General features: G+C 52.6%; 23 protein-coding genes and 1 riboswitch. Of the genes, 14 read left to right on the forward strand and 9 right to left on the reverse strand.

Annotation, left to right across the window (positions count from 1 at the left end):
• Positions 1-6 precede the first annotated feature (6 nt).
• The 6 genes from hutH (at position 7) to BM231_RS10405 (ending at position 7,700) form a co-directional block, all read left to right on the forward strand.
• Positions 7-1,575: a histidine ammonia-lyase gene (hutH, locus tag BM231_RS10380; protein ID WP_093519069.1), complete on the forward strand. Its 1,569-nt coding sequence runs from the start codon at positions 7-9 to the stop codon at positions 1,573-1,575.
• On the forward strand, positions 1,576-2,403 hold the full coding sequence (gene hutG, locus BM231_RS10385) for an N-formylglutamate deformylase (RefSeq protein WP_093519071.1): 828 nt from the start codon (positions 1,576-1,578) through the stop codon (positions 2,401-2,403).
• Between the two features lie 86 nt (positions 2,404-2,489).
• Positions 2,490-4,175: a urocanate hydratase gene (gene hutU / locus BM231_RS10390; protein ID WP_093519073.1), complete on the forward strand. Its 1,686-nt coding sequence runs from the start codon at positions 2,490-2,492 to the stop codon at positions 4,173-4,175.
• Positions 4,176-4,334: 159 nt separating this feature from the next.
• Entirely contained in the window at positions 4,335-5,435 is a 1,101-nt protein-coding gene (locus BM231_RS10395) for a TRAP transporter substrate-binding protein (RefSeq protein WP_014283772.1), read from the forward strand.
• A 190-nt stretch (positions 5,436-5,625) separates the two neighbouring features.
• Complete coding sequence (locus BM231_RS10400; RefSeq protein WP_093519075.1) at positions 5,626-6,144, forward strand: TRAP transporter small permease subunit; 519 nt, start codon at positions 5,626-5,628, stop codon at positions 6,142-6,144.
• On the forward strand, positions 6,141-7,700 hold the full coding sequence (locus BM231_RS10405) for a TRAP transporter large permease (protein ID WP_093519077.1): 1,560 nt from the start codon (positions 6,141-6,143) through the stop codon (positions 7,698-7,700). The genes BM231_RS10400 and BM231_RS10405 overlap by 4 nt, the downstream gene beginning before the upstream one ends.
• Positions 7,701-7,753: 53 nt before the next feature.
• Here the strand turns inward: BM231_RS10405 and BM231_RS10410 are convergent, their stop codons facing one another.
• Positions 7,754-8,110 (reverse strand): winged helix-turn-helix transcriptional regulator, encoded by a 357-nt coding sequence (locus BM231_RS10410; protein ID WP_093519079.1) that lies wholly within the window; start codon positions 8,108-8,110, stop codon positions 7,754-7,756.
• An 84-nt stretch (positions 8,111-8,194) separates the two neighbouring features.
• Between BM231_RS10410 and BM231_RS10415 the strand changes: the two genes are divergently transcribed.
• On the forward strand, positions 8,195-8,644 hold the full coding sequence (locus BM231_RS10415; protein ID WP_063309420.1) for a GFA family protein: 450 nt from the start codon (positions 8,195-8,197) through the stop codon (positions 8,642-8,644).
• Between the two features lie 133 nt (positions 8,645-8,777).
• Here BM231_RS10415 and BM231_RS10420 read toward each other — a convergent pair whose 3' ends face one another.
• Positions 8,778-10,040 (reverse strand): NupC/NupG family nucleoside CNT transporter, encoded by a 1,263-nt coding sequence (locus tag BM231_RS10420; protein ID WP_093519081.1) that lies wholly within the window; start codon positions 10,038-10,040, stop codon positions 8,778-8,780.
• Positions 10,041-10,617: 577 nt separating this feature from the next.
• Between BM231_RS10420 and BM231_RS10430 the strand changes: the two genes are divergently transcribed.
• Entirely contained in the window at positions 10,618-11,544 is a 927-nt protein-coding gene (locus BM231_RS10430) for a LysR substrate-binding domain-containing protein (RefSeq protein ID WP_057464105.1), read from the forward strand.
• 31 nt (positions 11,545-11,575) lie between these two features.
• On the opposite strand, the gene BM231_RS10435 is transcribed toward BM231_RS10430, so the two are convergent.
• The 7 genes from BM231_RS10435 to BM231_RS10465 form a co-directional block, all read right to left on the reverse strand.
• Positions 11,576-12,673 carry an ABC transporter ATP-binding protein gene (locus BM231_RS10435; protein WP_093519085.1) on the reverse strand — a complete coding sequence of 366 codons (1,098 nt, stop codon included), beginning with the start codon at positions 12,671-12,673 and terminating at the stop codon, positions 11,576-11,578.
• Between the two features lies 1 nt (position 12,674).
• On the reverse strand, positions 12,675-13,739 hold the full coding sequence (locus tag BM231_RS10440; RefSeq protein ID WP_093519087.1) for a Gfo/Idh/MocA family oxidoreductase: 1,065 nt from the start codon (positions 13,737-13,739) through the stop codon (positions 12,675-12,677).
• Complete coding sequence (locus tag BM231_RS10445; RefSeq protein ID WP_093519089.1) at positions 13,736-14,581, reverse strand: carbohydrate ABC transporter permease; 846 nt, start codon at positions 14,579-14,581, stop codon at positions 13,736-13,738. Before BM231_RS10445 ends, BM231_RS10440 begins: the two co-directional genes overlap by 4 nt.
• A 7-nt stretch (positions 14,582-14,588) precedes the next feature.
• Positions 14,589-15,542 (reverse strand): carbohydrate ABC transporter permease, encoded by a 954-nt coding sequence (locus tag BM231_RS10450; protein ID WP_244527159.1) that lies wholly within the window; start codon positions 15,540-15,542, stop codon positions 14,589-14,591.
• Between the two features lie 73 nt (positions 15,543-15,615).
• The gene (locus BM231_RS10455) at positions 15,616-16,872 is read right to left on the reverse strand and encodes an ABC transporter substrate-binding protein (protein ID WP_093519091.1); all 1,257 of its coding nucleotides are present in this window, start codon (positions 16,870-16,872) and stop codon (positions 15,616-15,618) included.
• Positions 16,873-17,003: 131 nt separating this feature from the next.
• Positions 17,004-17,951, reverse strand: a complete 948-nt coding sequence (locus BM231_RS10460; RefSeq protein WP_167550290.1) for an N-acetylmuramic acid 6-phosphate etherase — start codon at positions 17,949-17,951, stop codon at positions 17,004-17,006.
• Positions 17,952-18,118: 167 nt separating this feature from the next.
• Complete coding sequence (locus BM231_RS10465) at positions 18,119-20,086, reverse strand: metallophosphoesterase family protein (RefSeq protein ID WP_093519095.1); 1,968 nt, start codon at positions 20,084-20,086, stop codon at positions 18,119-18,121.
• A 183-nt stretch (positions 20,087-20,269) separates the two neighbouring features.
• A riboswitch (TPP riboswitch) is annotated at positions 20,270-20,390 on the forward strand.
• A gap of 115 nt (positions 20,391-20,505) precedes the next feature.
• Here BM231_RS10465 and thiC point away from each other — a divergent pair.
• The 6 genes from thiC to BM231_RS10495 are packed head-to-tail and all read left to right on the forward strand — an operon-like array spanning position 20,506 to position 25,761.
• Entirely contained in the window at positions 20,506-22,305 is a 1,800-nt protein-coding gene (thiC, locus tag BM231_RS10470; protein WP_093519097.1) for a phosphomethylpyrimidine synthase ThiC, read from the forward strand.
• The gene (locus BM231_RS10475; RefSeq protein WP_093519099.1) at positions 22,302-23,243 is read left to right on the forward strand and encodes an FAD-dependent oxidoreductase; all 942 of its coding nucleotides are present in this window, start codon (positions 22,302-22,304) and stop codon (positions 23,241-23,243) included. Before thiC ends, BM231_RS10475 begins: the two co-directional genes overlap by 4 nt.
• Positions 23,240-23,437, forward strand: a complete 198-nt coding sequence (gene thiS, locus BM231_RS10480; RefSeq protein WP_093519101.1) for a sulfur carrier protein ThiS — start codon at positions 23,240-23,242, stop codon at positions 23,435-23,437. Before BM231_RS10475 ends, thiS begins: the two co-directional genes overlap by 4 nt.
• 1 nt (position 23,438) lies before the next feature.
• Positions 23,439-24,206, forward strand: a complete 768-nt coding sequence (locus BM231_RS10485; protein ID WP_093519103.1) for a thiazole synthase — start codon at positions 23,439-23,441, stop codon at positions 24,204-24,206.
• Complete coding sequence (locus tag BM231_RS10490) at positions 24,206-24,799, forward strand: thiamine phosphate synthase (protein ID WP_093519105.1); 594 nt, start codon at positions 24,206-24,208, stop codon at positions 24,797-24,799. Before BM231_RS10485 ends, BM231_RS10490 begins: the two co-directional genes overlap by 1 nt.
• A complete protein-coding gene (locus BM231_RS10495; RefSeq protein ID WP_093519107.1) occupies positions 24,796-25,761 on the forward strand; it encodes a HesA/MoeB/ThiF family protein in 966 nt (321 codons plus the stop codon). Before BM231_RS10490 ends, BM231_RS10495 begins: the two co-directional genes overlap by 4 nt.
• Positions 25,762-25,764 lie beyond the last annotated feature (3 nt).

Raw genomic sequence — 25,764 nt, forward strand, 5'->3', positions numbered from 1 at the left:
GCATTCATGACGACTTCCCCTACCGTCTCTTCCAAACTTAAACTGGTTTTAAAGCCGGGAGAAATTGCGCTCTCTCAGCTTCAGCAGATCTATCGCACCGAGGCCAATGTAGAACTGGACCGCTCTTGCAAAGAGGGCGTTGAACGGGCTGCTGCTGTTGTGCATGCAGCGGCGCAGGGCGATACACCAGTGTATGGGGTGAATACGGGATTTGGGAAGCTCGCTTCTGTCAAAATACCCGGTGATGATACTGCTACCTTGCAGAGAAACCTCATTCTTTCACATTGCTGCGGCGTTGGTGATGTGTTGCCGCAAAACATTGTGCGTTTGGTGATTGTGCTGAAACTCGCGTCGCTGGGTCGTGGTGCATCTGGTGTGCGATGGGAGTTGATTGAGTGTCTTGAGCAAATGCTGGCGCACAATGTTGTGCCAGTGGTGCCGGGTCAGGGAAGCGTTGGCGCTTCAGGTGACTTGGCCCCGCTTTCTCACGTTGCTGCTGTAATGCTCGGTGAAGGAGAGGCCTTCTTTGGTGGCGTTCGTGTATCCGGCAAGGAAGCGATGCAGCTTGCTGGCATTCCAACTATTCAGCTGGCAGCAAAAGAAGGCCTTGCGCTGATCAATGGCACGCAAGTGTCTACCGCGTTGGCACTCGCTGGTTTGTTCCAGGCCCATCGCCTTGCGAAGACTGCGTTGATTACCGGCGCTATGTCTGTAGATGCGCTGATGGGTTCGGGCGCTCCGTTCCGCCCTGAGATCCATGAGTTGCGCGGTCACAAAGGCCAGATCTCTGCTGCCGCGACCATTCGCGAGTTGATGTCTGGCTCAGCCATCCGCGAAAGCCACCGCGAAGATGATGAGCGCGTGCAAGATCCGTATTGCCTGCGCTGTCAGCCGCAGGTGATGGGCGCTGTGTTAGGGCTTCTGGCTCAGGTTGCTTATACGCTCGAGATTGAAGCCAATGCGGTGACTGATAACCCGCTTGTCTTCAAAGACGGCTCCATTGTTTCTGGCGGCAACTTCCATGCTGAGCCTGTAGCGTTTGCTGCTGATCAGACCGCGCTTGCTATTGCGGAGATCGGTGCAATCTCGCAACGGCGGATTGCGACGCTCGTTGATCCTGCACTGAACTACGGTCTGCCGCCGTTCCTGACGCCAAATCCAGGGCTCAATTCCGGCTTTATGATTGCGGACGTGACCTCAGCAGCCCTTTACAGCGAGAACAAGCAGCGTGCGGCTCCGTGCTCCGTGGATTCAACGCCGACCAGTGCCAATCAGGAAGACCATGTTTCCATGGCAACCCATGCTGCACGGCGTCTGATTGATATGAATGCCAACCTTTCCCAGATCATCGGCATTGAACTGCTGATGGCCGCTCAAGGCATTGAGTTCCGTGTTCCGCTCAAAACCAGCCCAATATTGCAGGAAGTTATCGCAGCTGTACGCACTGAGGTGGAAGAGCTGGAAGACGATCGCTACATGGCGCCAGATCTGGAAAAAGCGGCAGAGCTTGTTGCTTCTGGTCGAATTTTTGATGCGGCCAGCAAAGCTCGGTTTTTCAAGCTAGAGGAGGCCTAATTGACCTATTCCTTCTCCCCCCTGATCAAACGCGGCGACAGCCCGATTGTTCTGGCCCAGCCGCATGGTGGCACAGATGTACCGCTGACTATCTGGGACAGGTTCAACACCGTGGGACAAGCGCTGGCCGATACGGACTGGCACATCAACCGCCTTTATGATGGTCTGCTGGAAAACGCGAGTGTGATCCAGACACCCGTGCATCGTTATGTGATTGATGCCAACCGTGATCCGGCAGGTGTCTCACTTTATCCAGGACAGAACACGACTACGCTTTGCCCGCTGACTGACTTTGACGGACGCCCTATCTATCGAGATGGGCAAGAGCCGTCTAATGATGAAGTTGAGGAACGACGCACCAGTTTTCACGCACCGTATCACGAGGCGATTGCCGAAGAGCTGGAGCGTGTTCGGCAGAAGTTTGGTGTTGCTGTTCTTTACGACTGCCACTCCATCCGCTCTAACATCCCTTTTTTGTTTGAAGGCGAACTGCCAGTCTTCAACATTGGCAGTAATGTTGGACAGACATGCGCTCCGATGATTGAGCAGATCACCGTTGAGGCCTGCCGTGCAGATGTCAACGTGGAAACGGTGGTCAACGCCCGCTTTAAAGGTGGCTGGACCACACGCCATTACGGACAGCCTGAGACTGGCATTCACGCCATTCAGATGGAGACGGCGCAGCGGGCCTACATGTTTGAGCAGAGCCCGTGGGCTTACGCTCCAGAGCGCGCGGACAAGACACGCGCCACTCTCAAATCCATTCTTACTCAGTTAGAAGCGCAGGCCCTTGCAGGGGCATTTTCAAACGCCAGTACAAGTCGCTAAAGTTGACACTTTAGCCATTGTTTTAACGCGTATTCCTACCTGAAAACCGGAAACCACTTTTCGGGAATACGCTAACGGAGCCGACAATGACCGATACGCTCACCCAAGACCCTCGCAAGAATACGCGCGATATCTTTCCACCAACCGGGCCAGAGTTGAATGCCAAGAGCTGGCTGACGGAAGCACCGTTGCGCATGCTTATGAACAACCTGCACCCTGATGTGGCTGAAAACCCGCATGAGCTGGTGGTGTATGGTGGCATTGGCCGTGCTGCGCGCACCTGGAAAGATTTCGACACCATTGTCGATAGCCTCAAAAAGCTGGAAGCTGATGAAACCCTGCTGGTTCAATCCGGCAAGCCGGTTGGCGTGTTCCGCACACACGAAAATGCACCTCGCGTTCTGATCGCCAATTCCAACCTTGTACCGCATTGGGCGAACTGGGATCACTTCAACGACCTGGATAAAAAGGGTCTGGCAATGTACGGCCAGATGACTGCGGGCTCATGGATCTACATCGGCTCTCAGGGCATTGTTCAGGGCACATACGAGACCTTCGTTGAGGCAGGCCGTCAGCACTATGGTGGAGACCTGAAAGGCAAGTGGATCCTGACTGGTGGCCTTGGCGGTATGGGTGGCGCTCAGCCGCTTGCTGCGGTCATGGCTGGAGCGTCTTGTTTGGCCGTTGAGTGTAACGAAGACAGCATCGATTTCCGCCTGCGCACCAAATACGTCGATGAGAAAGCCAAGACGCTTGATGAAGCGCTGGAGATGATTGAGCGCTGGACTGCGGCTGGTGAAGCCAAGTCTGTTGGCTTGCTCGGCAATGCCGCTGACATCTTCGCTGAACTGGTTGAGCGTGGTGTTCGTCCAGATATCGTGACAGACCAGACGTCTGCTCATGACCCGATCAATGGCTACCTGCCACAGGGCTGGACCATGGCGCAGTGGAAAGAAAAACGCGAGAGCGATCCGAAGGCCGTTGAGAAAGCGGCCCGTGCCTCCATGAAAGTACATGTGAAGGCGATGCTGGACTTCCATGAACGCGGTGTTCCAACAGTTGATTACGGCAACAACATCCGTCAGATGGCGTTTGAAGAAGGCTTAGAGAACGCCTTCGACTTCCCAGGATTTGTCCCTGCCTACATTCGTCCGTTGTTCTGTAAAGGTGTTGGTCCGTTCCGTTGGGCTGCGCTTTCAGGTGATCCGGAGGACATCTACAAGACAGACCAAAAGGTGAAGGAACTCATTCCTGATGATCCGCACCTGCACAACTGGCTGGATATGGCGCGAGAGCGTATCTCCTTCCAGGGGTTGCCAGCACGTATCTGCTGGGTTGGCCTTGGACAGCGTCACCGCCTCGGGCTCGCGTTTAACGAGATGGTTCGCAATGGCGAGCTGAAGGCTCCTGTCGTGATTGGTCGTGATCATCTGGATTCCGGCTCTGTAGCGTCGCCAAATCGTGAAACGGAATCCATGATGGATGGCTCTGATGCTGTTTCTGACTGGCCGCTGCTTAATGCGCTGTTGAACACTGCTTCTGGCGCAACATGGGTGTCTCTGCACCATGGCGGTGGTGTTGGCATGGGCTTTTCCCAGCATTCCGGCATGGTGATTTGCTGTGACGGAACAAAAGAAGCTGATGAGCGTGTTGGCCGTGTGCTGTGGAATGACCCTGCGACAGGTGTCATGCGCCATGCGGACGCAGGCTACCAATTGGCAATTGATTGCGCCAAGGAGAATGGTTTGAACTTACCATCTCTAGGTAAGTAACTGACTCGGGAGCACAAACCTTTCCTGATTGAGTCAGCTACTCCATTTCCGGGCAAACTGGTCTAGCCGCGTATTCTGGCATTCCAGACTTTAAACAAAAACCGATGAGGGACCGCAGTTCGCGGCCCCTTGTTATTCTAATTTTTGAGGGGAAAAATTATGAAAAGACGTGATTTTCTTAAGGGTGCAGGTGTTGCAGCAACTGGCGTCGCCGCTGCTTCTGCTCTGGCAGCTCCGGCTGTTGCTTCCGACAAGATCAAGTGGAAGATGGTCACCTCGTGGCCAAAGAACCTTCCGGGTCCTGGCGTTGCAGCGCAGATGCTTGCAGACCGTATCACCATGCTTTCCGGTGGCCGCATTGAGGTAAAACTCTATGCAGCTGGTGAGCTGGTTCCGGGTCGTGGTGTGTTTGATGCAGTATCGGAGGGAACTGCTGAACTTTACCACTCTGTTCCGGCATATTGGGGCTCTAAATCCAAAGGCTTCCTGCTGTTCGGATCTCAGCCATTTGGTTTGACCGCAGATGAGCAATATGGCTGGATGGCGCATGGTGGCGGTCAGGCTCTCTATGATGAGATGTATGCCCGCTTTAACCTTAAGCCGTTCCTGTGTGGCAACTCTGGCCCGCAAGCAGCTGGTTGGTTCCGCACCGAGATCAACTCTGCTGAAGACCTGAAAGGTCTGCGTTTCCGTACCACTGGCCTTGCTTCTGAAATGTGCACCAAGATGGGTATGGCAGTTCAGGCTATGGGTGGCCGTGACATGTTCCAGGCCCTGCAGACTGGCACACTGGATGCGGGTGAGTTTATTGGTCCTTGGACAGACTCAGCTCTGGGCTTCTATCAGGTAGCCAAGAACTACTACTTCCCGGGCGTAGGCGAGCCAAGCTCCGCAGAAGAATGTGCAGTCAACTCCGAGGCTTATAATGCGCTACCAGATGACCTCAAGCAGGTTGTCGCGTTCGCTTGTTCGTCGCTCTATAACGATGTTTGGACAGAGTACACCACCAACCACGCGAAGGCTTTGAAGAAGCTGGTTGCTGAAAAAGGTGTGATGGTGAAGAACCTGCCAGAAGACGTTCTACTGGCAATGGGGAACGCTGCTGGTGAAGTCATCGGTGAACTGCGTGAAAATGACGACGAGCTGGTGAAGCGCATCACAGAGAGCTTCCTCACCTACCGTGAATCCATGAAGGAATACAAACCTCTGGCAGACAACGGCCAGATGAATATGCGCCTTCTGGACATCAACTACGGTTAAGCTGCAGTCTTCTGGCTAACTCCCGGTTTGTCAGAATTTTCCGCGCAATACTCAGTCGGGGTACATCACCCCGGCTGCTCTCCTGCTTTCGTCAGTTTAGTGCGCCCCTTTCTCCGAAAATCAGTATCTATTTTTCGAAGGGGTGCTCTAGAAAGCCAAGAAAAAACTCTGGCCTGATCGGATCCCACCGATGACCTCTGTTGTTTTGAAACTCGACGCTATCAACCGTCTGGTTGGTCATACCATTCGCTGGTTTGCGTTGTTTATGCTGCTTTTACAGTTCGCGATTGTTTTGCTGCGTTATCTGTTTGGCATCAGCTACATCTTTCTCGGCGAAGGAGTGCTTTACATGCACGCCGCTGTTTTCATGCTTGGCGCGGGCTACACGCTTCTGGCTGACAAGCATGTGCGCGTCGACATCTTTTACGGGCAGGCCTCTCCCAAGGCCAAAGCCATTATCAACCTGATCGGTGCTTTGCTCTTTTTGCTGCCAACTGTTGGGCTGCTGCTTTGGATCAGCTGGCCGTTTGTTTACAACAGCTGGAAGATCCTAGAGGGGCCGATCTCTGTTGGCGGCATTCCTGCGAGCTTTCTGCTTAAGAGCCTTATTCCAGCATTCTGCGGCCTTCTGATCATTCAGGGTGTTTCTGGTATTTTGCGCGATGGCCTCTTCTTGTGTGGTGTTGATGTTGAGGAGCCAAAGCTGTGATTGAGTTTCTCGATATCTTTATGTTCGCGGGCCTGTGCTTTGCAATTTTGCTGGGTTACCCAGTTGCCTTCACGATTGCTGGTGTTGCCGTTCTCTTCGCTGTTCTTGGCGCGCTGGCTGGCACATTTGATACAGGCCTGCTGGGTGCGCTTTCGCAGCGCATTTTTGGCACGATGACAAACAACGTGCTGATTGCGATCCCACTCTTTGTGTTCATGGGCCTGGTGCTTGAACGCAGCCGCATTGCAGAGGATCTGCTGGAAGAGATGGGCAAGCTGTTCGGTTCTCTTCGTGGTGGTTTGGGTATTTCCGTTGTGCTCGTTGGTGGGTTGCTCGCAGCTTCCACTGGTATTGTGGGTGCGACAGTGGTGACGATGGCGCTGATTGCGTTGCCCACCATGCTGCGAAATGGCTACGATCCGAAACTTGCTGCTGGCACGGTTTGTACAGCTGGCACTCTAGGGCAGATCATTCCGCCCTCAACACTTCTGATCATCCTTTCTGAGGTGATGTCCAACGCCTACCAGCAAGCCCAGTTTGCTGAGGGCAAGTTCACGGTGGAGACAATCAGTGTGGGGCAGACCTTTGCTGCAGCACTGGTGCCCGGATTGATGCTGGTAGGCGTTTACATCGTCTACCTGCTTGTCCGCGCTTATCTTCAACCTAGCTGTGCGCCTGCTATGGACAAGCAAGTGCTGGGTACAACTTCAGTGCGCCGGATTGCATCTGTGCTCATTCCACCGGTGGCTCTGATTATTGCAGTTCTGGGCTCAATTTTGGGCGGTGTCGCGACACCAACGGAAGCTGCTGCGGTTGGTGCAGTGGGTGCTTTGCTGTTGGCGGGTTTCCGGCTGAGCAATGGGAAGTCTAACGTGCTGCTTGGAGCGAGTGTTGTGGCTCTGCTGGCGGTGATCGCGCTGGCTGGGATGACAACCATCCGCTTGCAACGCAGCGAGTTGACTGTCGCTGATTATGGCCTTGCTGGTGTTGCGATTGTGCTGTTGATCATCGGCATCAGCGGTCTGCTGCAGAGTGTGATGCGTATGTGGCGGTCTCAGTTGCTTGCGCCAGTGATGACCAACACGCTCTCCATTTCAGCAATGATCTTTGCCACAATTATCGGGGCGAGCGTGTTCTCTCTGATTTTCCGCGGTCTTGGAGGTGACGCTCGCATTGAAGAGCTAATCTCTGCAATGCCGGGCGGTGAGTTGGGTGCCCTGCTGTTTGTGATGGCGCTGATCTTTGCCCTAGGCTTCTTCATGGATTTCGTAGAGATCTCTGTGATCCTGCTGCCGATTGTTGGCCCTACCCTGCTGATGATGGGTTTTGATCCGGTCTGGCTTTCTGTGATGATCGCCATCAACCTGCAGACCAGCTTTCTGACACCACCATTTGGATTCTCGCTATTTTACCTACGCGGGGCGGCGCCGCCTGAGATCACAACAGGCATGATCTACAAAGGCGTGCTGCCTTACATCCTGTTGCAGATAGTCGGGATGGGGCTCGTCTGGTTCTTCCCTCAGATTGCGACCTGGCTGCCCTCGGTCTTATTCTGATCGCAGAGTATCCTTGGAAACTGGGAAAGGCTGGATATAGCGTCCAGCCTTTTTTATGGGCTCATCTCCATAAAGCTCTCCGGTGGAATCCACGTTTCCGGCATATGCTTGTTCGCCCACCGGCACATTTCCTGAAGCACCGGTAGGATGTCCCTGCCCCGATCAGACAGCAGATACTGATAGCGTTTGGGATTCGTTTGATAGAGTTCTTTGACGACCATACCAGCCGCTTCCAACTGATTGAGGCGGACGGTCAGAACGCTGGTTGTGATCTTTTCCGGCGAGCTTAAGAACTCAGAGAAAATCTTTTTCCCATTGAACATATCCCGCAGGATCAGGAGACTCCAACGGTCTCCTACAATATCCAGCGTATTTGCGATCGGGCAGCCGGAACGGTTTTCGGTTGACATACCGCCAATCTCTCCTATTGTGAATAGTGACTTGCAATTTACAAGTTACTAAATCATCCCTCAACTCTGATTAAGGATAGTATCATGGAAAGCGCATTTACAGGGTCCTGCCTTTGCGGGAATGTACAGCTGAAATCAACAATGAAGCCGCAGATGGCCGCACATTGCCACTGTGATGATTGTCGCAAGTCATCAGGAACAGGGCACTGTACTCATGCAGCCCTGCCCAAAGAAGCGGTTGAAGTGACTGGGGAGCTCACATTTTTCGACAAACCAGCAGACAGTGGAAACGTGGTCACGCGGGGCTTTTGCCCAACCTGCGGAAGTGCTGTTTACTCACTCAACTCATCCATGACAGATCTGATCTTTGTGCGCGCGTCTGCTGTTGATCAGCCGGAGGTCATCGAGCCTCAAGTAAACGTGTATTCCAGCAGAGCACCGTCCTGGGATGAGATTGATCCGAAGCTTCCAGCTTTCCCAGAAATGCCTCCGCAAGGCTCACGAGACGTTATTGAAGAAGGCGTTAGCAGCTAACGCTTCATTCCTGTGATGCAGGTGCGCGTTCACCCCCAACGTAGCGCGGCCTGTTTTTCTAGAGCAAATAGAAACGGGGGGAGCAATGCTCCCCCCGTCGCAGGCAATTCAGAGATTAAGGAAGAAAACTCTCTTACATTGCCAAGGAGATAAAGATACCCGCGATCGCTGCGCTCATGAGGTTGGAGCAAGTTGCTGCCAACAGAGTGCGAGGACCGTACTTCGCGATGAAGTTCATGCGGTTTGGAGCCAGAACACCCAGACCACCGATAAGAATACCCATGGAAGAGATGTTTGCGAAGCCGCAGAGAGCGAAGGAAACGATTGCTTTGGTCTTTTCCTGAATAACCGGCAGACCCATGTCCATTGCTGTGGCATCGACGAGGTAGTTCTTCAGGTCGAGGTACGCTACGAACTCGTTTACGACCAGCTTCTTACCGATCAGAGAACCTGCAACACCGATGTCAGCCATTGGAACACCCAGCAGGTAAGCGATTGGAGCGAAGATCCAGCCGAGGATCATTTCCAGAGACAGGCTGAAGCCAGCCAGATCACCAACGCCGCCGAGGATCAGGTTCACCAGAGTGATGAGACCGATCATTGCAACAAGGTTTGCACCGATCGCACCAGCAAGCTGAAGACCATTCATTGCGCCCTGACCAGCAGCAGCCAGCACGTTTTCTGGCTTTTCGTCGCCAAAGTCAGCGCTTGTGTCGACTGTGTAGTTCACTTCCTTGGTTTCAGGCATGATGAGTTTTGCGAAGAGCAAACCGCCTGGTGCAGCCATGAAGGACGCAGCCAGCAAGAATTCGATCTTAACACCCATCAGCGCGTAACCACCAAGAACGGTACCAGCAACAGACGCCATACCGCCACACATGATAGCGAAGAACTCACTATCAGACATCTTAGGCATGTAAGGCTTCACAACCAGTGGAGCTTCTGTCTGGCCAACAAAAACGTTGGAAACTGCAGACATGGATTCTGCCTGAGATGTGCCGAGCAGTTTCGCCATGCCACCGCCAATGACACGAATGACGACCTGCATAACACCGAGGTGGTACAGAACTGCAATCAGAGCGGAGAAGAAAATAACGAGGCAAAGCACGTTGAAGGCAAACACGAAGCCAACAGTTTCAGAAAGTGAACCATTGGTGAGGTTGCCGAAAAGGAAGTTAACGCCGGAACGACCACTGTCGATCACACCGGAAATGCCCTTTGACATTGCGTGAAGAATAGCACGGCCAGCTGGAACGTAGAGCACGAAAGCGCCGATACCAATCTGTAGAGCCAGCGCACCACCTACGGTGCGGAGATTGATCGCTTTGCGATTGGTTGAAACCAATACAGCAATAACAATCAGTGTAGCGATGCCAAGAAAACCAGTTGCGAACATTATGAGCTCCTCCCAGAGGCTCTGAGGTAAGTTGTTGATTATGGTTGGGGAGAAATTTGAAGCGCCGGAAGGCGACTAACCGTACCCACCTTCACGTGGACAGTTGAGATGGCCACCCGCATCCAACAAATGCTTTGTCATTGAAAAACAATGCAAAACACCTGCGATTGTAGAACCTTCTGGAGCTTCATCGGGAATTGTCAGCGCTGAGGTCATACACACGGTGGGAGTTCGTGCATACGAGCCGTCAACCTCTGTGAAAGCGCGGCATACGACAGGCGCAGTACACTCACCTTGCGTAGGTGCGAATGTGAACTGACCCGATTGCATAGTTTGCCTCACCTTTTATTTAATTCCCTTTGGTGAGGGCAACCTAGTTGCCTGAGAGGCAATTATTAAGTTTTTTAAATATATCAATCGTTTCGAACTTCGAAACAAACTAGAAAATATTACGTAGAAAACCATGCCACATACGGATTATTTCGTAGATTATAGTTCTTACAGAACATATATAATAAAAATAGTAGAACTTTAAGAGCTACAACCTAGAACAAAATAAGAATAACAAAACAAGTTCATGCACGATCTAATCACATCAGGCCGCATTACTTTGCGAATGCTGCGTTACTTCCATCAAGTGTCAGTAAGTGGGCATTTTGGGCGTGCGGCAGAAGAGCTGCATATTTCTAAGTCACCTATGTCCATACAAATCAAAGAGTTGGAGGTTGCCCTTGGTCTTTCTCTCTTTCAGCGTGACTCTCGAAATGTTTCTCTGACTGCTGCAGGGCGCGTGCTGAAACGTGAGTGCGAGCAGATTTTCAACACATTGGATTACGCTATCACCAACACCCAGCGGCAGGGACGTGCGGAAAACTCGACCCTCAGCATCGGGATGGTGAGCAGTGCCTTTCTGGATGGATTTGCGAACCTGCTCTCTGATTTCAAGAGCAAGCATCCGGATTGTTCTCTGAATTTCACCGAGTTAGCGCCCAATCAGCAGAAAGAAGCGCTGGATGGTGGCATCATTGATCTGGGTATCTGCCGCTATGGCGATACACTCAATGAGCCTGCCTTAAACTCAAAAGTATTGGTGAGAGAAAACCTTACACTGGCAGTGCCTAGTACGCACCCTCTCAAGGATCGCAGGGTGGTGGGACTGGAAGAGCTAAAAGATGAGGAAATGGCTGTTTTGGACCGGAGCATGTCCAACTCGACGCCGTTTTTGATTGCAAGATGTAAAGATCAGGGCTTCTACCCTAAAGCTGCCTTTGAGGTTCAGGAGCCAAGTACCTTGTTGGCGCTGGTTGCTTCTGGTCAGGCGATTGCTTTAGTCAGCGACTGTTTTCGTAGTCAGAAATCCAAGAACGTACGTTTCATTCGCTTGAAGGAAGACATTCCGGCAGATCTTTGCGCAATTTACAAAAAGAACTATGAAACCGATATATTACGTAAGTTTCTGCAGTTCATCGAGTTTGACTACAAACCGCAGATTGATGAGAACTGAGGGAAGCCTGTATGTCCCCTCAGTTTATGACCTAAGCAGTTTCCTGTTCAGAGATGCTGACGTCCATCCGCTTTCCTGTATCAGCATTGAAGAGATGTACGCCTGACAACGTAAGCTCCACGTAGACCTGGTCACCAGCTCGGCGCGTTATCTCCGGATCTTCACGAACAACCATTTGCTCGCCAGTCTCTAACTCAACATGCACATAGGTGGTGTCTCCCAGATATTCTTCCAGCAAGACTTCTGCCTTCAGATAGCTCTCCGCTGCTTGATCATGCAAAATGCCATGGGAAGAACGGATGCCGAGTGTGACGTTAGCGGGGATGACGGAGGCATTGTTGGAGATTGGAAGGAGTGTTCCATCTTTCAACTGCGCACTGTTTTCACTCAGCTTTTCCAACTGAAGGAAGTTCATATTAGGGGAGCCAATGAAACTTGCCACAAACAAGTTTGCTGGTCGCTCATAAAGATCTCGCGGTGTGCCGACCTGTTGGATCTCACCATCATTCAGAACCACGATACGATCTGCCAGTGTCATAGCCTCAACCTGATCGTGGGTCACGTAAACCATAGTTGCTGACAGACGTTGATGAAGGCGTGCGATTTCCAGCCGCACTTGTCCACGCAATGCTGCATCCAGATTTGAGAGAGGTTCATCAAACAAGAAAATCTTGGGATCTCTCACAATTGCTCGGCCAATTGCAACACGTTGGCGCTGTCCACCTGAGAGCTGAGAGGGTTTTCGGTCCATCAAGGCGTCCAGTTCCAGCGCACGGGCGCTTTCAGCAACGCGATCCTTGATTTCTGCCTTTGAGTATCCTGCCTGCTTGAGGACCAGCTCCATGTTTCCCCGCACACTCAAATGCGGATAAAGCGCGTAGGTCTGGAATACCATGGCAATCTCACGCTTGGACGGCGGAAGGTGTGCGATGGATTTGCCTTCAATGGCGATGTCGCCCGCGCTTTCGTCTTCCAGCCCTGCCATGATGCGCAGGAGTGTGGACTTTCCGCAGCCGGATGGTCCGAGCAAAACGAGGAACTCACCGGATTGGATATCGAGATTGATACCATCCAGCACATTTTCAGCACCAAAAGACTTGTAGAGGGATGAAATTTTCAGATTAGCCATATTACAAGTCCAGTTTCTGAGCTGTGCCAGTGCGCACCGCCTGATCTGCCGCCAGTACGACAGCCAGAGAATTTACCGCTGCATTCATGTGATCTTCTAAATCCAGCCCTTCACGGATAGCTGAGAGCACAAAGGCCTGCTCACGATCACACAAGGCTTGATGCCCCGGTTCACCATCCATGCTGAGTACATCGTCTTTGCGTGTAAACTCGCCGTTCGCATCCGTTGCGCCGTAATGAACCCGGATCGTGGAGGTTTTGGTGTGCATGTCGATGTCGTCTGAGCGAGCTTCACCTTCCATGACAATCGAGACGCTGCCATTCTTGGAGACGACATCTTTTACGAAGAATGCAGTTTCCGACATCATCGGGCCCCACCCAGCCTCGTACCAACCGACAGAGCCATCTTCGAACAAGACTTGCAGATGGCCGTAGTTGTACATGTCGTCGGGCAGTTCATCACTCAGGCGTACGCCCATGCCACGTACTTCAATCGGCCTTGCATCAGTGATCTGGCACATGACATCGATGTAATGGACCCCACAATCCACGATGGGTGATGTTGTTTGCATCAGCTGTTTGTGGGTTTGCCAGGTTGCGCCGCTGGATTGCTGGTTGAGGTTCATGCGGAAGACGTAAGGTCCGCCCAGTTTGCGCGACTGCTCTATGAGGGTTGTCCATGAGGGGTGATGGCGCAGGATATAGCCAACCACCAGTTTACGTCCCAATTTGCGGGCAGTTTCCACCACGCTCTGAGCATCTTCCAGAGTGGTTGCTAATGGTTTTTCCACGAACACATCCGCCCCTGCTTCCATTGCTATGACGGCGTATTCGGCATGACTGTCTGAATAGGTGCAGATGGACACAAGACCAGGTTTGGTTTCAACCAGTGCCTGCGCGAAATCAGATTGGATTACGTAGCGCCTCAACTCTTCGGGCAATTCTACTGGTGATCGATTGACCAGTCCTACAATCTCAAATCCCGGATTGGCCTCATACGCCAGAGCATGTGACTTTCCCATATTTCCGAGGCCGGCCACGAGAACGCGAATAGGTTTCTCACTCATTTGACTGCTCCAGATGTTAGGCCCCGAATGAGTTGGCGCGAAAAGAGTGTGTAGAGAATGAGAACCGGAATAACCGCCAATGCCATAGCCGCAAGAATTGCATTCCAGTTGTTGGAATATTGCCCCACAAACACCTGAGCCCCCAATGTGAGCGTTTTGGTATGCTCTGCGGGCGCTAGAATGAGCGGGAACCAGAGGTCGTTCCAAATCGGGATCATGGAGAAGACGGCCACCGTTGCCATGGCAGGCCTGATGAGAGGCAGCACAAGACGGAAGAAGATGGAATACTCTGAAAGGCCATCAATACGGCCAGCAGATTTGAGATCTGATGATACTGTCGACATAAACTCGGAGAGGATGAAGATCGCCAGTGGCAGGCCTTGTGCTGTGTAGACCAGTATGAGTGCCCAATGCGTATTCACCAGATCCGTCGTGACCATCAGGCGGAGAATGCCGACTGTCCCCAGACGAATCGGGATCATAATGCCCAGCGCCATATAGAGGCCCATTAGGCGATTACCGCGAAACCTGTATTCGCTGAGCGCAAAAGCTGCCATTGCTCCAAACAGGAGAATGAGACACAAGCTGGCACCAGTCACGAACAGTGAGTTCCAGAAATACAGTGGGAAGTTGCCTTGCTGCAGCACTGTTGAATAACCAACCAGATCCAGTGTTTCGGAAGTAGGGAACTCCAGCGGCTGGCGGAAGATCGCTTTTTTGGTTTTGAGCGAGTTGATGAGAATGAGGAGAACCGGGAAAAGCGCGATCACTGCAAACGTGAGCAAGATTACATGTGCGCCCAGTTCTGCTATTCGGTTTCGTCTTGCACGAGAAATAGCCATTTGCGCCTCACATCTCGTAACGTGTCAGCTTGCGCTGAATGAAGAAGAGATAAATGGCAACACCCGTCAGGATGATAAAGAACATCACCGTTGCGATGGCGGCTCCCATGTTGGGGTCACCGGGTTGCAACTGTTGCCCGTAGAATGTTCGGTACAAGATCGTGCCCAGCAGGTCTGTCGAGAAATTTGGCCCCGCAAGCGGCCCCTGCGTGGTGTAGATCAAGTCAAATGCGTTGAAGTTGCCCACGAAGGTTAAGATAGAGATGATGCCGATTGTTGGAAGGATCAGGACCAGCTTGATTTTGAAGAACTGCGAGATGCCGGTCACGCCATCGCATTCGGCAGCTTCAATCACCTCATCAGGAATAGAAAGCAACGCTGCATAAATCAGCATCATTGGAATGCCGATGAACTGCCAGACGGAGATGAGAGAGAGCGTTGTGAGTGCTGTTTCTTCTTTCCCGAGGAACGGTAGGTACCAACTGCCCACCCCAACAGACTTCATCAGGCCTTTGGAAACGCCCCATAACGGGGAAAGCATGAGCTTCCAGACAAACCCGACCACAACGAAGGACAGGAGTGTCGGCATGAAGATGGCTATGCGATAAAGCTTCTTGCCCGGTAGGTGCACCATGGAGAGCAAAGCCGCTATCAGGATGCCAATCGGGTTTTGCACCAACATATGGATTAGGAAGAAATAACAGTTGTTCCAAAGCGAGTTTAAAAACGGCTCGACCCAATACGGATCAAAGAACAGCTTGATGTAGTTTTCCAGCCCGACAAACGAGATCGCTTGCGTGATCGTGTCTCTTTGGAAAAATGAAAAGCGCAGAGTTTCAGCCAACGGCAGGATCATGATCATCGTGTAAACGATGACTGCCGGAGCCAGAAAGACAAGTACATGCCAGCGGAACGGCTTCTTCTTCCGCTCACTGACCATAAGGTCCTGTTCCAATTCCATCATCTCTCATTGCAATGCAGATGCGCGGGTCAATCCGCACATCTGCTGTTTGGTGTTCATTCAGAGAGATGGCTTAGTCCATCTGAGGTTCGTACCAGGAGCTCAGCCCCTTCTGAAGCTGGTTCGCTGCATCCGCAGGTGTCTGCTTGCCATTGATGACATTTGCAGACACAACCCACATTTCGTTCCAGAGGTTTGGAGTACCGCGAGAAACGATCTGTGCCGCAGAACGGTTGGTGGACTGACAGTCTTTGCGCCAGGAGATGAACTCATCCGCCAGTGGATCAGTGAGCGAGATCTCATGCTTGGACAAAGAGAAGAAGCCCGGAACAGCGTTGGAGTAGAGCTCTGCAAACTCTTTGGTGCCCATCCATTCAAGGAACTTCATGGCTGCTTCAGCATTTGGAGAGGCCGCATTCAGGCCAATGCCGATGTCAGTGTGGTCTGAGATGTAGCAGCTGTCACCCTCGGCTGGCAGAGGTGGACGGAATGCGCCGAGCTCGAAGTCTGAATCACGGTTGAAGCCTGCAATTTCCCAAGAGCCTGATGGATAAATTGCTGCACGGCCCAGTGTGAACAAGGTCTGGCTGTCTGGATAGGATTGAGCTTCATAGCCGTCACCGAGATACGGGCCCCAGCCTGCCAACACTTCAAACGGCTTGACCCAGCCATCATCTGTTAGCTTGCCAGTGCCTGCAACAATTGCCTTACGGCCTTCCTCGCCTTTCCAGTACATTGGGCCGATGTTCTGATAGCCCATTGCAGCGGATTCCCACTGATCTAACGTGCCCATCGCCATTGGAATGTAGTTGCCATCTGCCTTGATCTTGTCGAGAACAGCCATGAACTCAGCCTGAGTTTTTGGTGGCTCAACACCAACTTCAGCAAAAGCATCCTTGTTGTAGATGAAGCCGTGAATCACAGCGGCCATTGGAACGCAGAATGTGGCACTACCATCATCGGTGCTCCATGCACCTTTTGCTGAATCCGGGAAGTTATCGAGGGTTGCCATGCCCTGCAGGTTCTTCAGATAGCCTTTGCTGTAGAGATCCAGCGAACCATCAAACGGACGGCATGTGATCAGATCACCACCGGTTCCACCTTCCAGCTTTGCATTCAGTGCTGCATTGTATTGTGTTGGAGCTGTTGGCGAGAACCTGATTTTGATCTCTGGGTGCGCTTTCATAAACGCAGGCAGAATGGTGTCCTGCCAGATGCTTAAATCGTCGTTACGCCAGCTCTCAATTGTCAGTTCAGACGCTGCAAAAGCAAAAGATGCGGAGCCCAGAAGCAGGGATGCAGCAATGCCTGATGTCAAATAGTGTTTCATTAATTCCTCCCGTAACAAATGATCGAATACCGCCTTGAAAAACCGTCGGTATTGCAACTCGCCAGCCCCCCAGCTGGCGAATATTCCTTTTGGCACATTACGGTCTAAGCAGATCGCAATGTGCGCATAATTCAGTCAGGTTGATGTAACCCAAGCACCCGAAGAGATTCTCCCAAATCTCCCTGAGTTTCATTCAAAACATTAGTGGCCTGTTGCTTTGTTGCCCCCAGCACCAGTAAGACAGCCAGCTTGATCTGACTGTCACTTTCATGCAGGGCAGCTGCGGCTTTTTCCTGCGAACAAGCGGTGAGTGAGACCACCATGTCTTTGGCGCGCTGATCCAGTTTAATGTTGGTCAGCTGCATATCCACCATGTAACCGCAATACACCTTCTTCAACCGGACCATGAGCGCTGTAGAAAATAGGTTGAGTGCCGCCTTTTGGCTGGTTCCTGCGGATAATCTGGTTGATCCTGCCAACACTTCCGGACCTGTCCTCAAAAGGATTTCATGCTCAGCATCGGCCAGTAACGGGCTTTGCGGATTATTCGCCATTGATATTGTCAGAGCCCCCGCGCCTCTGGCGGTTTGAATGGCAGAGCGGGTAAAAGGTGTGGTGCCGCTTGCTGCAATACCCAAGACGACATCAGAAGCGCCGACATTGTTCTCTAAAATGAAGTCACGGCCAGCTTCTGCGCTGTCCTCAGCACCTTCCTGCGGGCGTAATAATCCAGCTTCGCCGCCTGCCAGACCATAGATCAACCGATGCTCTGGCCAGCCAAATGTGGGGATGAGCTCAATGCCATCCAAAACGCCGAGCCTGCCTGAGGTACCTGCGCCAACATAAACAAGTCTACCTTCGGTTCCCCGTAGTCTTTGGGCAGCGGCATCAACTGCGGCTTCCAGCTCACCCAACGCGGACCAAACAGCGTTGAGGGCTTGCATTTGACCACCGAGCAAGGCCTTGAGAACTTCGTCAGTCCCCCATGTTTCCAAGCCCGCATAACGTGAAGATCTTTGCTCGGTTTCACGCCACTCCTGCGGATTGGAATGTTCTGGAAACCCCACTTTTTTGGATATGCTGGACACGAGACTCTCCCTGATACCAATAGCATACCAACAACTCGCAATATGGCAATGATATATTAGATAAGACCCGTAATTTGCGTAAATCCAATAGATTTCGTGCAGTTACCTGTGACAGTTGCAGGCCACAGGTATTGTTTTGGATCTAGTTTTCTTCACCATCAATCCCAGCGCGCTTCTTCTTCCCGGCGCACGAAGACAACCTGACGCCCATCTGGCAGCAGTTGGCTGATTTGGTCTGGACCGCCGTGTTCATCAAACTCAACTAATCCAATGCCACTTGCATTCAGCAGGCGTCGACCATGATGTGTGCCCACTGGCTTACGCGGAATAACCTTCATGCCGCGCCGTCTTGTTAGCCAGTTCAGCGGTGAACGCGGTGCATAGAGCCAGCGGTTCAGGTGATCGAGTTTGTCGAGCAGTTTGGCTGGGAACTCGTTTTTGATGCCACTGCTACAGATTTGCCAGATGTCAGGTCCACGAGAATGTCCGCGCAACTCAACATCGTAAACAAAGGAGTAGTGCACATCACCGGAAAGGATCGTAAAGCGATCTGGCGTTTTGCGGTGGCGGAACACGTTCAAAATGCCATCTGCAGTTCCGGGATGTGCCATCCAGTATTCAGCATCCACCATGAGCGGTTTGCCCATGAACGTGAGCAGTTTTTGCAGCGTTTCGATCAACTTAACGCCAAAGATCGGAGCTGCAGACACGAGCAGCACAGCGTCTTTTCCGCGTAAAGCACGCTGTAAATCCGTGACGGCTTCCCAATCCAGTAGGCCAGAGGGCAGATAACCTGCACGCTCAGATCTCCAACGCCGTGTGCGCGTATCCAGCACCAGCAGTGGTGGGTCTAGTTCCCAGTGGTAATCCCAATTTTCAAAGGTAAAGAGGCGGTCCAAGAACTCGTCATAGCGGCAAGTGCCCGGCACTGTAATGGCCTGTGTCATCTCCTCAAGCGCTCCACCAGAAAACGCTTCTGGTCGATTACCCCACCCTTGGTTGAGCATATAGGCGCATAAGGCATTGCCTATGACCCGGCGGGAGAACGGATGTCCGTAGGCAGTCTCTTCCCAATCACGATTGAGGTTCCAATCATCAGTGACATCATGGTCATCAAAGATCATCGCGACCGGAAGGTGAGCAAACAGGCGGCGTACCTGACCAAGGCCTGCAACAAACTCCTTCAGGATTTTCTGCTCGCTCTCGTAGAGCCCTATTTCTTCATGCGTCAGTCCTTCGGGAACATCTGTCTCAACCAGCTCCCATACTACTGGAGACCAGACGAGAAGATACATTGCCAAGAATTCAGCCAGTGTGATCAGATGGTTATGGGCATGATCGGCAGTAAAGATTGGCTTTTCTACACCTCCGAACAAAACAAGCCAGAGCTTCCGGTTCTTCTCCAGACTTGGGAGAAACTTTTCGCGGCGGTAGTAGGTGTCACCATGCTGGTAGAGGTCTGATGCCTTATCAGGCACTTTGCTTTCCAAGCCCGCCAGCTGTTCTTCAGTGATACCGAGTTTTTCGATGAGTACATGGATAGCCCGCAGCATAGGGCCAGCAACGTCATCTGAATAAATCTGATCCCCGCTCATCACGAGGGCAGCTGGCCATTTTTCCTTATTAACTTTGGTGCCGTCCTCAGCCCTGATGTGCTTTGCCAGAAACTTATCCGCTGCGACCAGACCATCGCCGGATTCGTGATGTGGTTTGCGGCAGGATCCATGTAGGAGTGAGGAGACTTTTGAGCTTAGCAGAAAGCCAGGAAGCTCCTGATTTTCATAGCAAAGATCCGGAGCCCATACGGAATGATCTTGCCAGCCAGTCTCCTCCTCGTCCTCCATACGTAGTGCAAGGCGATAGCTGATCCAGCTGTCTTGCGGGAGTGGGGTTTGGAGAGGTAGATCGATCAGGAGGTAGTGGAGATGCACCCCTGCTGAGATCAGGTTTACCTCGGTTTGCGCTTTCGTCAGCTCGTAGGTTTGTGGTTCGCCACCTTGTGGGAACAAGTCCAATTTTACATCTGCCGGTGCGCGCAGTGCGAGCCAAAACGTCAGACGTGAGGTTTCCAGTCGCCGCAAGATTGGGCCAGCTAAAACGGATGGGAGAGAACAGGTTTCAAGCATTCGTTGATATTATTTTTCGCGATATCCAGATGTGAAATTCTTAGATGAGAGATAGGTATGCAATCCTCAAAAGCCAATATGGATCAGCAACTCTCTTCTCTGAAAGACCAGACTACAAAAGTTTTCTGAACCCCGCCTGAACCGAACCTGCCTTGACAGTAGTTCATAATCGTTCTAGCAAAATCATGTATGCAGGGGAGTCTCACCAAGGAGACTGAGAGGCTGACAGAGCGCAAGCTCGGCGACGCGACCCTTAGAACCTGACCCAGTTGATACTGGCGTAGGAAGCACGGGTCGCGGGGCCTGTTTGAAGGGCCAGTGTAACAACCGCGATCTTAGCAGCAGAAGTTCTTTCTGCCGTTTCCCAGCCAAAACTCATCTGGTGTCTTTTTCGAGTTATAAACTTGAGGAGCACCATAATGACGACGCCAAACCCATCCATCACCACCGGTGCCTTGCCAGCAGCACGTAAAATCTACGTTCGTGGCAGTCTGCACGAAGACGTGCTCGTGCCCATGCGCGAGATCAGTGTTCACCCAACTGCAGGCGAGCCTCCCCTCCCAGTCTATGACAGTTCCGGCCCTTACACGGATCCAACGGCAACAACGAATATTTCTGAAGGTTTGCCTGCTCTACGACGCAAGTGGATTGAGGCACGTGGTGACACGGAGGAGTATGATGGCCGCGAGATTAAGCCTGAAGACAATGGCTTTGTAAAAGGCGATCGGCTTGTTCCTGAGTTTCCGGTGAAGCCTCGCCCATTGCGCGGGAAAGGTGATAAAGCTGTCACCCAACTGGCCTATGCCCGCGCTGGCATTATCACGCCGGAGATGGAGTTCATCGCCATCCGCGAAAACCAGTTGCGGGAAGCGGTTGCAGAAGAGCGGTGTGGCAATGACTGGGGTGCGAACATCCCTGACTATGTAACACCAGAGTTTGTACGTGATGAGGTGGCTGCTGGCCGTGCGATCATTCCGTCAAACATCAATCACCCTGAGAGTGAGTCGATGATTATTGGCCGTAATTTTCTGGTCAAAATCAACGCCAACATGGGCACGTCTGCTGTTACCTCCTCCATGGAAGAGGAAGTCGATAAAATGGTCTGGTCGATCCGTTGGGGAGCTGACACGGTGATGGACCTGTCTACGGGACGTAACATTCACAACACCCGTGAGTGGATCATCCGCAACAGCCCTGTACCAATTGGGACTGTCCCGCTTTATCAGGCACTTGAGAAGGTGAATGGCATTGCCGAGGATCTGACTTGGGAGATTTTCCGCGACACCCTGATTGAACAGGCAGAGCAAGGGGTTGATTACTTTACCATTCACGCAGGTGTGCGCCTGCACATGGTGCCGATGACCGTCAATCGCGTGACCGGCATTGTCTCCCGTGGAGGCTCCATCATGGCCAAGTGGTGTCTGCATCACCACAAAGACAGCTTCCTCTATGAACACTTTGACGAAATCTGCGATATCTGCCGCCAGTATGATGTTGCCTTCTCCCTTGGTGATGGATTGCGTCCGGGTTCCATTGCAGATGCCAATGATGAAGCACAGTTTGCAGAGCTGGAGACACTTGGAGAACTTACCAAAATTGCGTGGGCCAAGGATTGTCAGGTGATGATTGAAGGGCCGGGCCATGTGGCCATGCACAAGATCAAAGAAAACATGGATAAACAGCTGGAATGCTGTCATGAGGCACCGTTCTATACCCTTGGGCCCCTCACTACCGATATCGCACCCGGTTATGACCACATCACCTCTGGCATTGGCGCTGCGATGATCGGCTGGTTTGGCTGTGCCATGCTTTGCTATGTAACGCCCAAAGAGCATCTGGGATTGCCGGACCGGGATGATGTAAAAACCGGCGTGATTACCTACAAGATTGCAGCTCATGCAGCTGATCTCGCCAAAGGATTGCCGGGTGCCCAGCGGCGGGATGATGCCTTGTCTCGTGCTCGTTTTGAATTCCGCTGGGAAGATCAGTTCAACCTCTCTCTTGACCCGGATACGGCGCGAGAGTTCCACGATGAAACCCTGCCGAAAGACGCGCATAAAGTGGCTCATTTTTGCTCTATGTGCGGACCTAAGTTCTGTTCCATGCGGATCTCCCATGACATCCGCGCAGAAGCGCAAAAGGAAGGTATGGAGGCCATGGCAGCCAAGTTCCGCGAAGGCGGCAAGTTGTACCTGCCACTTGAAGGGACAGAGCAGTGATTACGATTGCAGGAGCCGGCCTTGCGGGGCTGGCTTCCGCCTATGAGCTAGCAAAGCGCGGTGCATCCGTCACTCTCTTTGAAAAAGCCGAGCAGCCGGGTGAAGGCAGCGTTGCACGGTTTGCAGGTGGCATGCTTGCGCCATTTTGCGAGCGAGAAAGCGCAGAAGAGGAGGTCATCACCCTCGGCGGTCAGGCGGCAGATTGGTGGTCACAAGTCACCACGGTCACTCGCCGAGGGACGCTTGTTGTTACTCCACCTCGTGATCAGGCGGAGCTGACCCGTTTTGCACGGCGAACCTCACACTTTGCTGAGGTAAGCGGTCAAGCAATTGCAGAACTGGAGCCAGCCTTGAAAGGGCGGTTCGAGCGTGGGCTGTATTTCGCGGAGGAAGCGCATCTGGACCCAAGACGGGCTCTTGATGATTTAGCCACTGCTGTTCAGAGTCTTGGAGTAGAGATCCGTTTTGGTACCAGCGCACCTCCTGAGGTTGATCTCAACTGCACAGCCACGGCTGCCAGCCTTCCTGACTTGCGGGCTGTGCGCGGTGAGATGGCGATTTTGCATTGTCCTGAGGTTCAGCTGTCTCGTGTCATCCGGCTCTTACACCCACGCATGCCGCTTTATCTGGTGCCGCGGGCTGATGGGTTGTTCATGATTGGCGGGACTATGGTGGAAAGCAACTCTGACCGCTCTCCTACCCTGCGGTCTCTTACAGAAATGATGAGCGCAGCTTTTGCCATTCACCCTGCTTTTGCCGAGGCCAGCGTGGTCGAAATTGGAGCGGGGTTGCGGCCTGCTTTTCCAGACAACCTACCTCGACTGGTCGAGCATGACGGATCCCTTCACCTCAACGGCCTCTACCGCCACGGCTTCCTGCTTGCGCCAGCATTGGCACAACAAGCGGCACACCATCTTTTAAAGGAGACCTGCACATGAAGATCATCGTGAATGCGAAACCACGCGAGGTCACCAACGAAACCTTGGAGGATGCTCTTATGGAACTGGAGTTCACCAGCCCCGCTATTGCGACAGCTTTGAACGGCAGTTTTGTTCCTCGTGAAGAATACTCTGAGACATCCCTTTCAGAAGGCGATCGATTGGAAGTTCTTGCCCCTATGCAGGGAGGGTAACATGCAGCTTTACGGTACGGACATCAGCTCCCGGTTGTTGCTCGGAACAGCACAATACCCTTCTCCTGCAGTGTTGCGAAAAGCAATTGAGACCAGCAGAGCAGAGATCATCACAGTCTCTTTGCGGCGCGAGACGGCGGACGGGTCAGGTGCGGGTTTTTGGGAGTTGCTGAAGGATAGCGGCTGTAAGGTTCTGCCCAACACTGCGGGATGCCATAGCGTGCAAGAAGCCGTTGTGACTGCACAAATGGCTCGCGAGTTGTTTGGGACTGACTGGATCAAGCTAGAGGTTATCGGCAACTCAGACACTCTGCAGCCTGATGTGTTTGGATTGGTCGAGGCTGCGAGGGTTCTCTGTGCAGATGGTTTCAAAGTATTCCCTTACACAACTGATGACCTTGTGGTTGGCGAAAAACTGTTGGAAGCCGGGTGTGAACTGCTGATGCCATGGGGCGCACCCATCGGCTCTGGACAGGGCCTGCGAAATCCCGATGCTTTGCGAGCCATGCGAGCGCACTTCCCGGATGTTCCTTTGATCGTGGATGCAGGTATTGGACGGCCCTCTGACGCAACGCATGCGATGGAGCTTGGCATGGATGCTGTTCTGCTCAATACCGCAGTTGCAAAAGCAGGTGATCCGGCTTTGATGGCTAAGGCCATGGCGCAAGCCATTGAAGCTGGGTGCAACGGATACATCGCAGACCCAATGGACCCGCGCGACATGGCTGTGCCTTCGACCCCAACCCTCGGCATGGCGGAGTTGATCTGATGGAACGGTTTTATTTGATTACCGGGGATGTCGATTGGATTAAAAAGCTCGTCCCCTATGGTGTGAAGCTTGTACAGCTCCGGATCAAAGATCAGTCTGAAGAGGTCATACGACAGCAGATCACCCAAGCTCGCGACTTTTGCAGTCAACATGGTGCTCAGCTGGTCATAAATGACTATTGGGAACTGGCATTAGAGCTTGGCTGTGACTTCGTACATCTTGGGCAGGAGGATATGGACAGCGCGGACTTTGCAACACTCCGGAAAGCTGGTGTTCGCTTTGGCCTTTCTACCCACGATGAAGAGGAATTAGATCGCGCCCTCTCCTTCAAGCCTGAGTACGTTGCTCTGGGGCCAGTGTACCTGACCAAGCTGAAGAAGATGAAGTGGGCGCCACAAGGCCTGGAGCGCGTCAGTCGCTGGAAGAAAATGGTTGGAGAGACACCTCTTGTTGCTATAGGCGGATTAACGCCAGAACGGCTTGCGGGCGTGTTTGAAGCTGGTGCAGATAGCGCAGCGGTGGTGACTGACATCATGCAAGCACACAACCCAATCGCTCGCACTCAGGAATGGGTGGAGGCTTGTAAGCAATGACACGTTATGACCGCCAGATGATCTTGCCTGAAGTTGGAACAGCAGGACAAGAGCAGTTGCGAGCCGCTCATGTTCTTGTCGTGGGAGCCGGAGGTTTAGGTTGTCCTGTTCTGCAATACCTTGCTGGTGCTGGTGTGGGTATCATCACGATTGCCGATCCCGATGTGATTGAGGAGAGCAACCTGCACCGGCAGCCCTTCTACTCACTCGCAAATGTGGGGGAGAGCAAAGCCTATGCGGCGGCAGCTCGGTTACATGGGTACAACCCAGAGGTGGAGCTGCGCGCCCACAACGTTGCTCTGGACCCTGCGAATGCGGGTGAACTGGTTGCTCAGGCAGATATCATCGTGGATGCAGCTGATACGTTTGCAGCCTCTTACACGCTCTCAGATGAGTGCTACCGACAAGGCAAGCCGCTTATCTCAGCCTCCGCGCTTGGAATATCTGGTTATCTCGGAGGCTTTTGTGGCGGTGCGCCGTCTTTGCGAGCAGTGTTCCCTTCCCCTCCAACCAACTCTGCTAATTGTGTCAGTGCGGGAGTTCTTGGGTCTGCAGTCGGGAGCATCGGAGCAATGCAAGCACAAATGACTTTAGCAGTACTGCTGGATTTTTCTCCAAGTCCGTTAGGTCGTCTCATCACGGTAGACTTAAAGAGCTTTGAGTTCGGCGGGTTTTCATTTCTCAACGCCAAAGAACCAGACTGGCAAGCGCCCTTTATTTCAGTAGGAGACATAAGCTCCAAAGATATTGTTGTTGAGCTTCGAGATACATCGGAAGCACCGCAGCCTGTTTGCAAAACCGCCTTGCGTCTTACACCCGATGAACTCGACCGGCACAATTTCATCCCTGCGCACCGTATCGTCCTTTGTTGCCGCACAGGCCTGCGCGCATGGCGTGGCGCACAGGTACTTACAGAGCGAGGGTACAAGGATGTTGCTCTAATTGCGGATGTAAGGATCTGAAAG

Origin of the sequence: Pseudovibrio ascidiaceicola, from assembly GCF_900114245.1 — a bacterium.
In the GTDB taxonomy this organism is placed as follows: Bacteria; Pseudomonadota; Alphaproteobacteria; order Rhizobiales; family Stappiaceae; genus Pseudovibrio; species Pseudovibrio ascidiaceicola.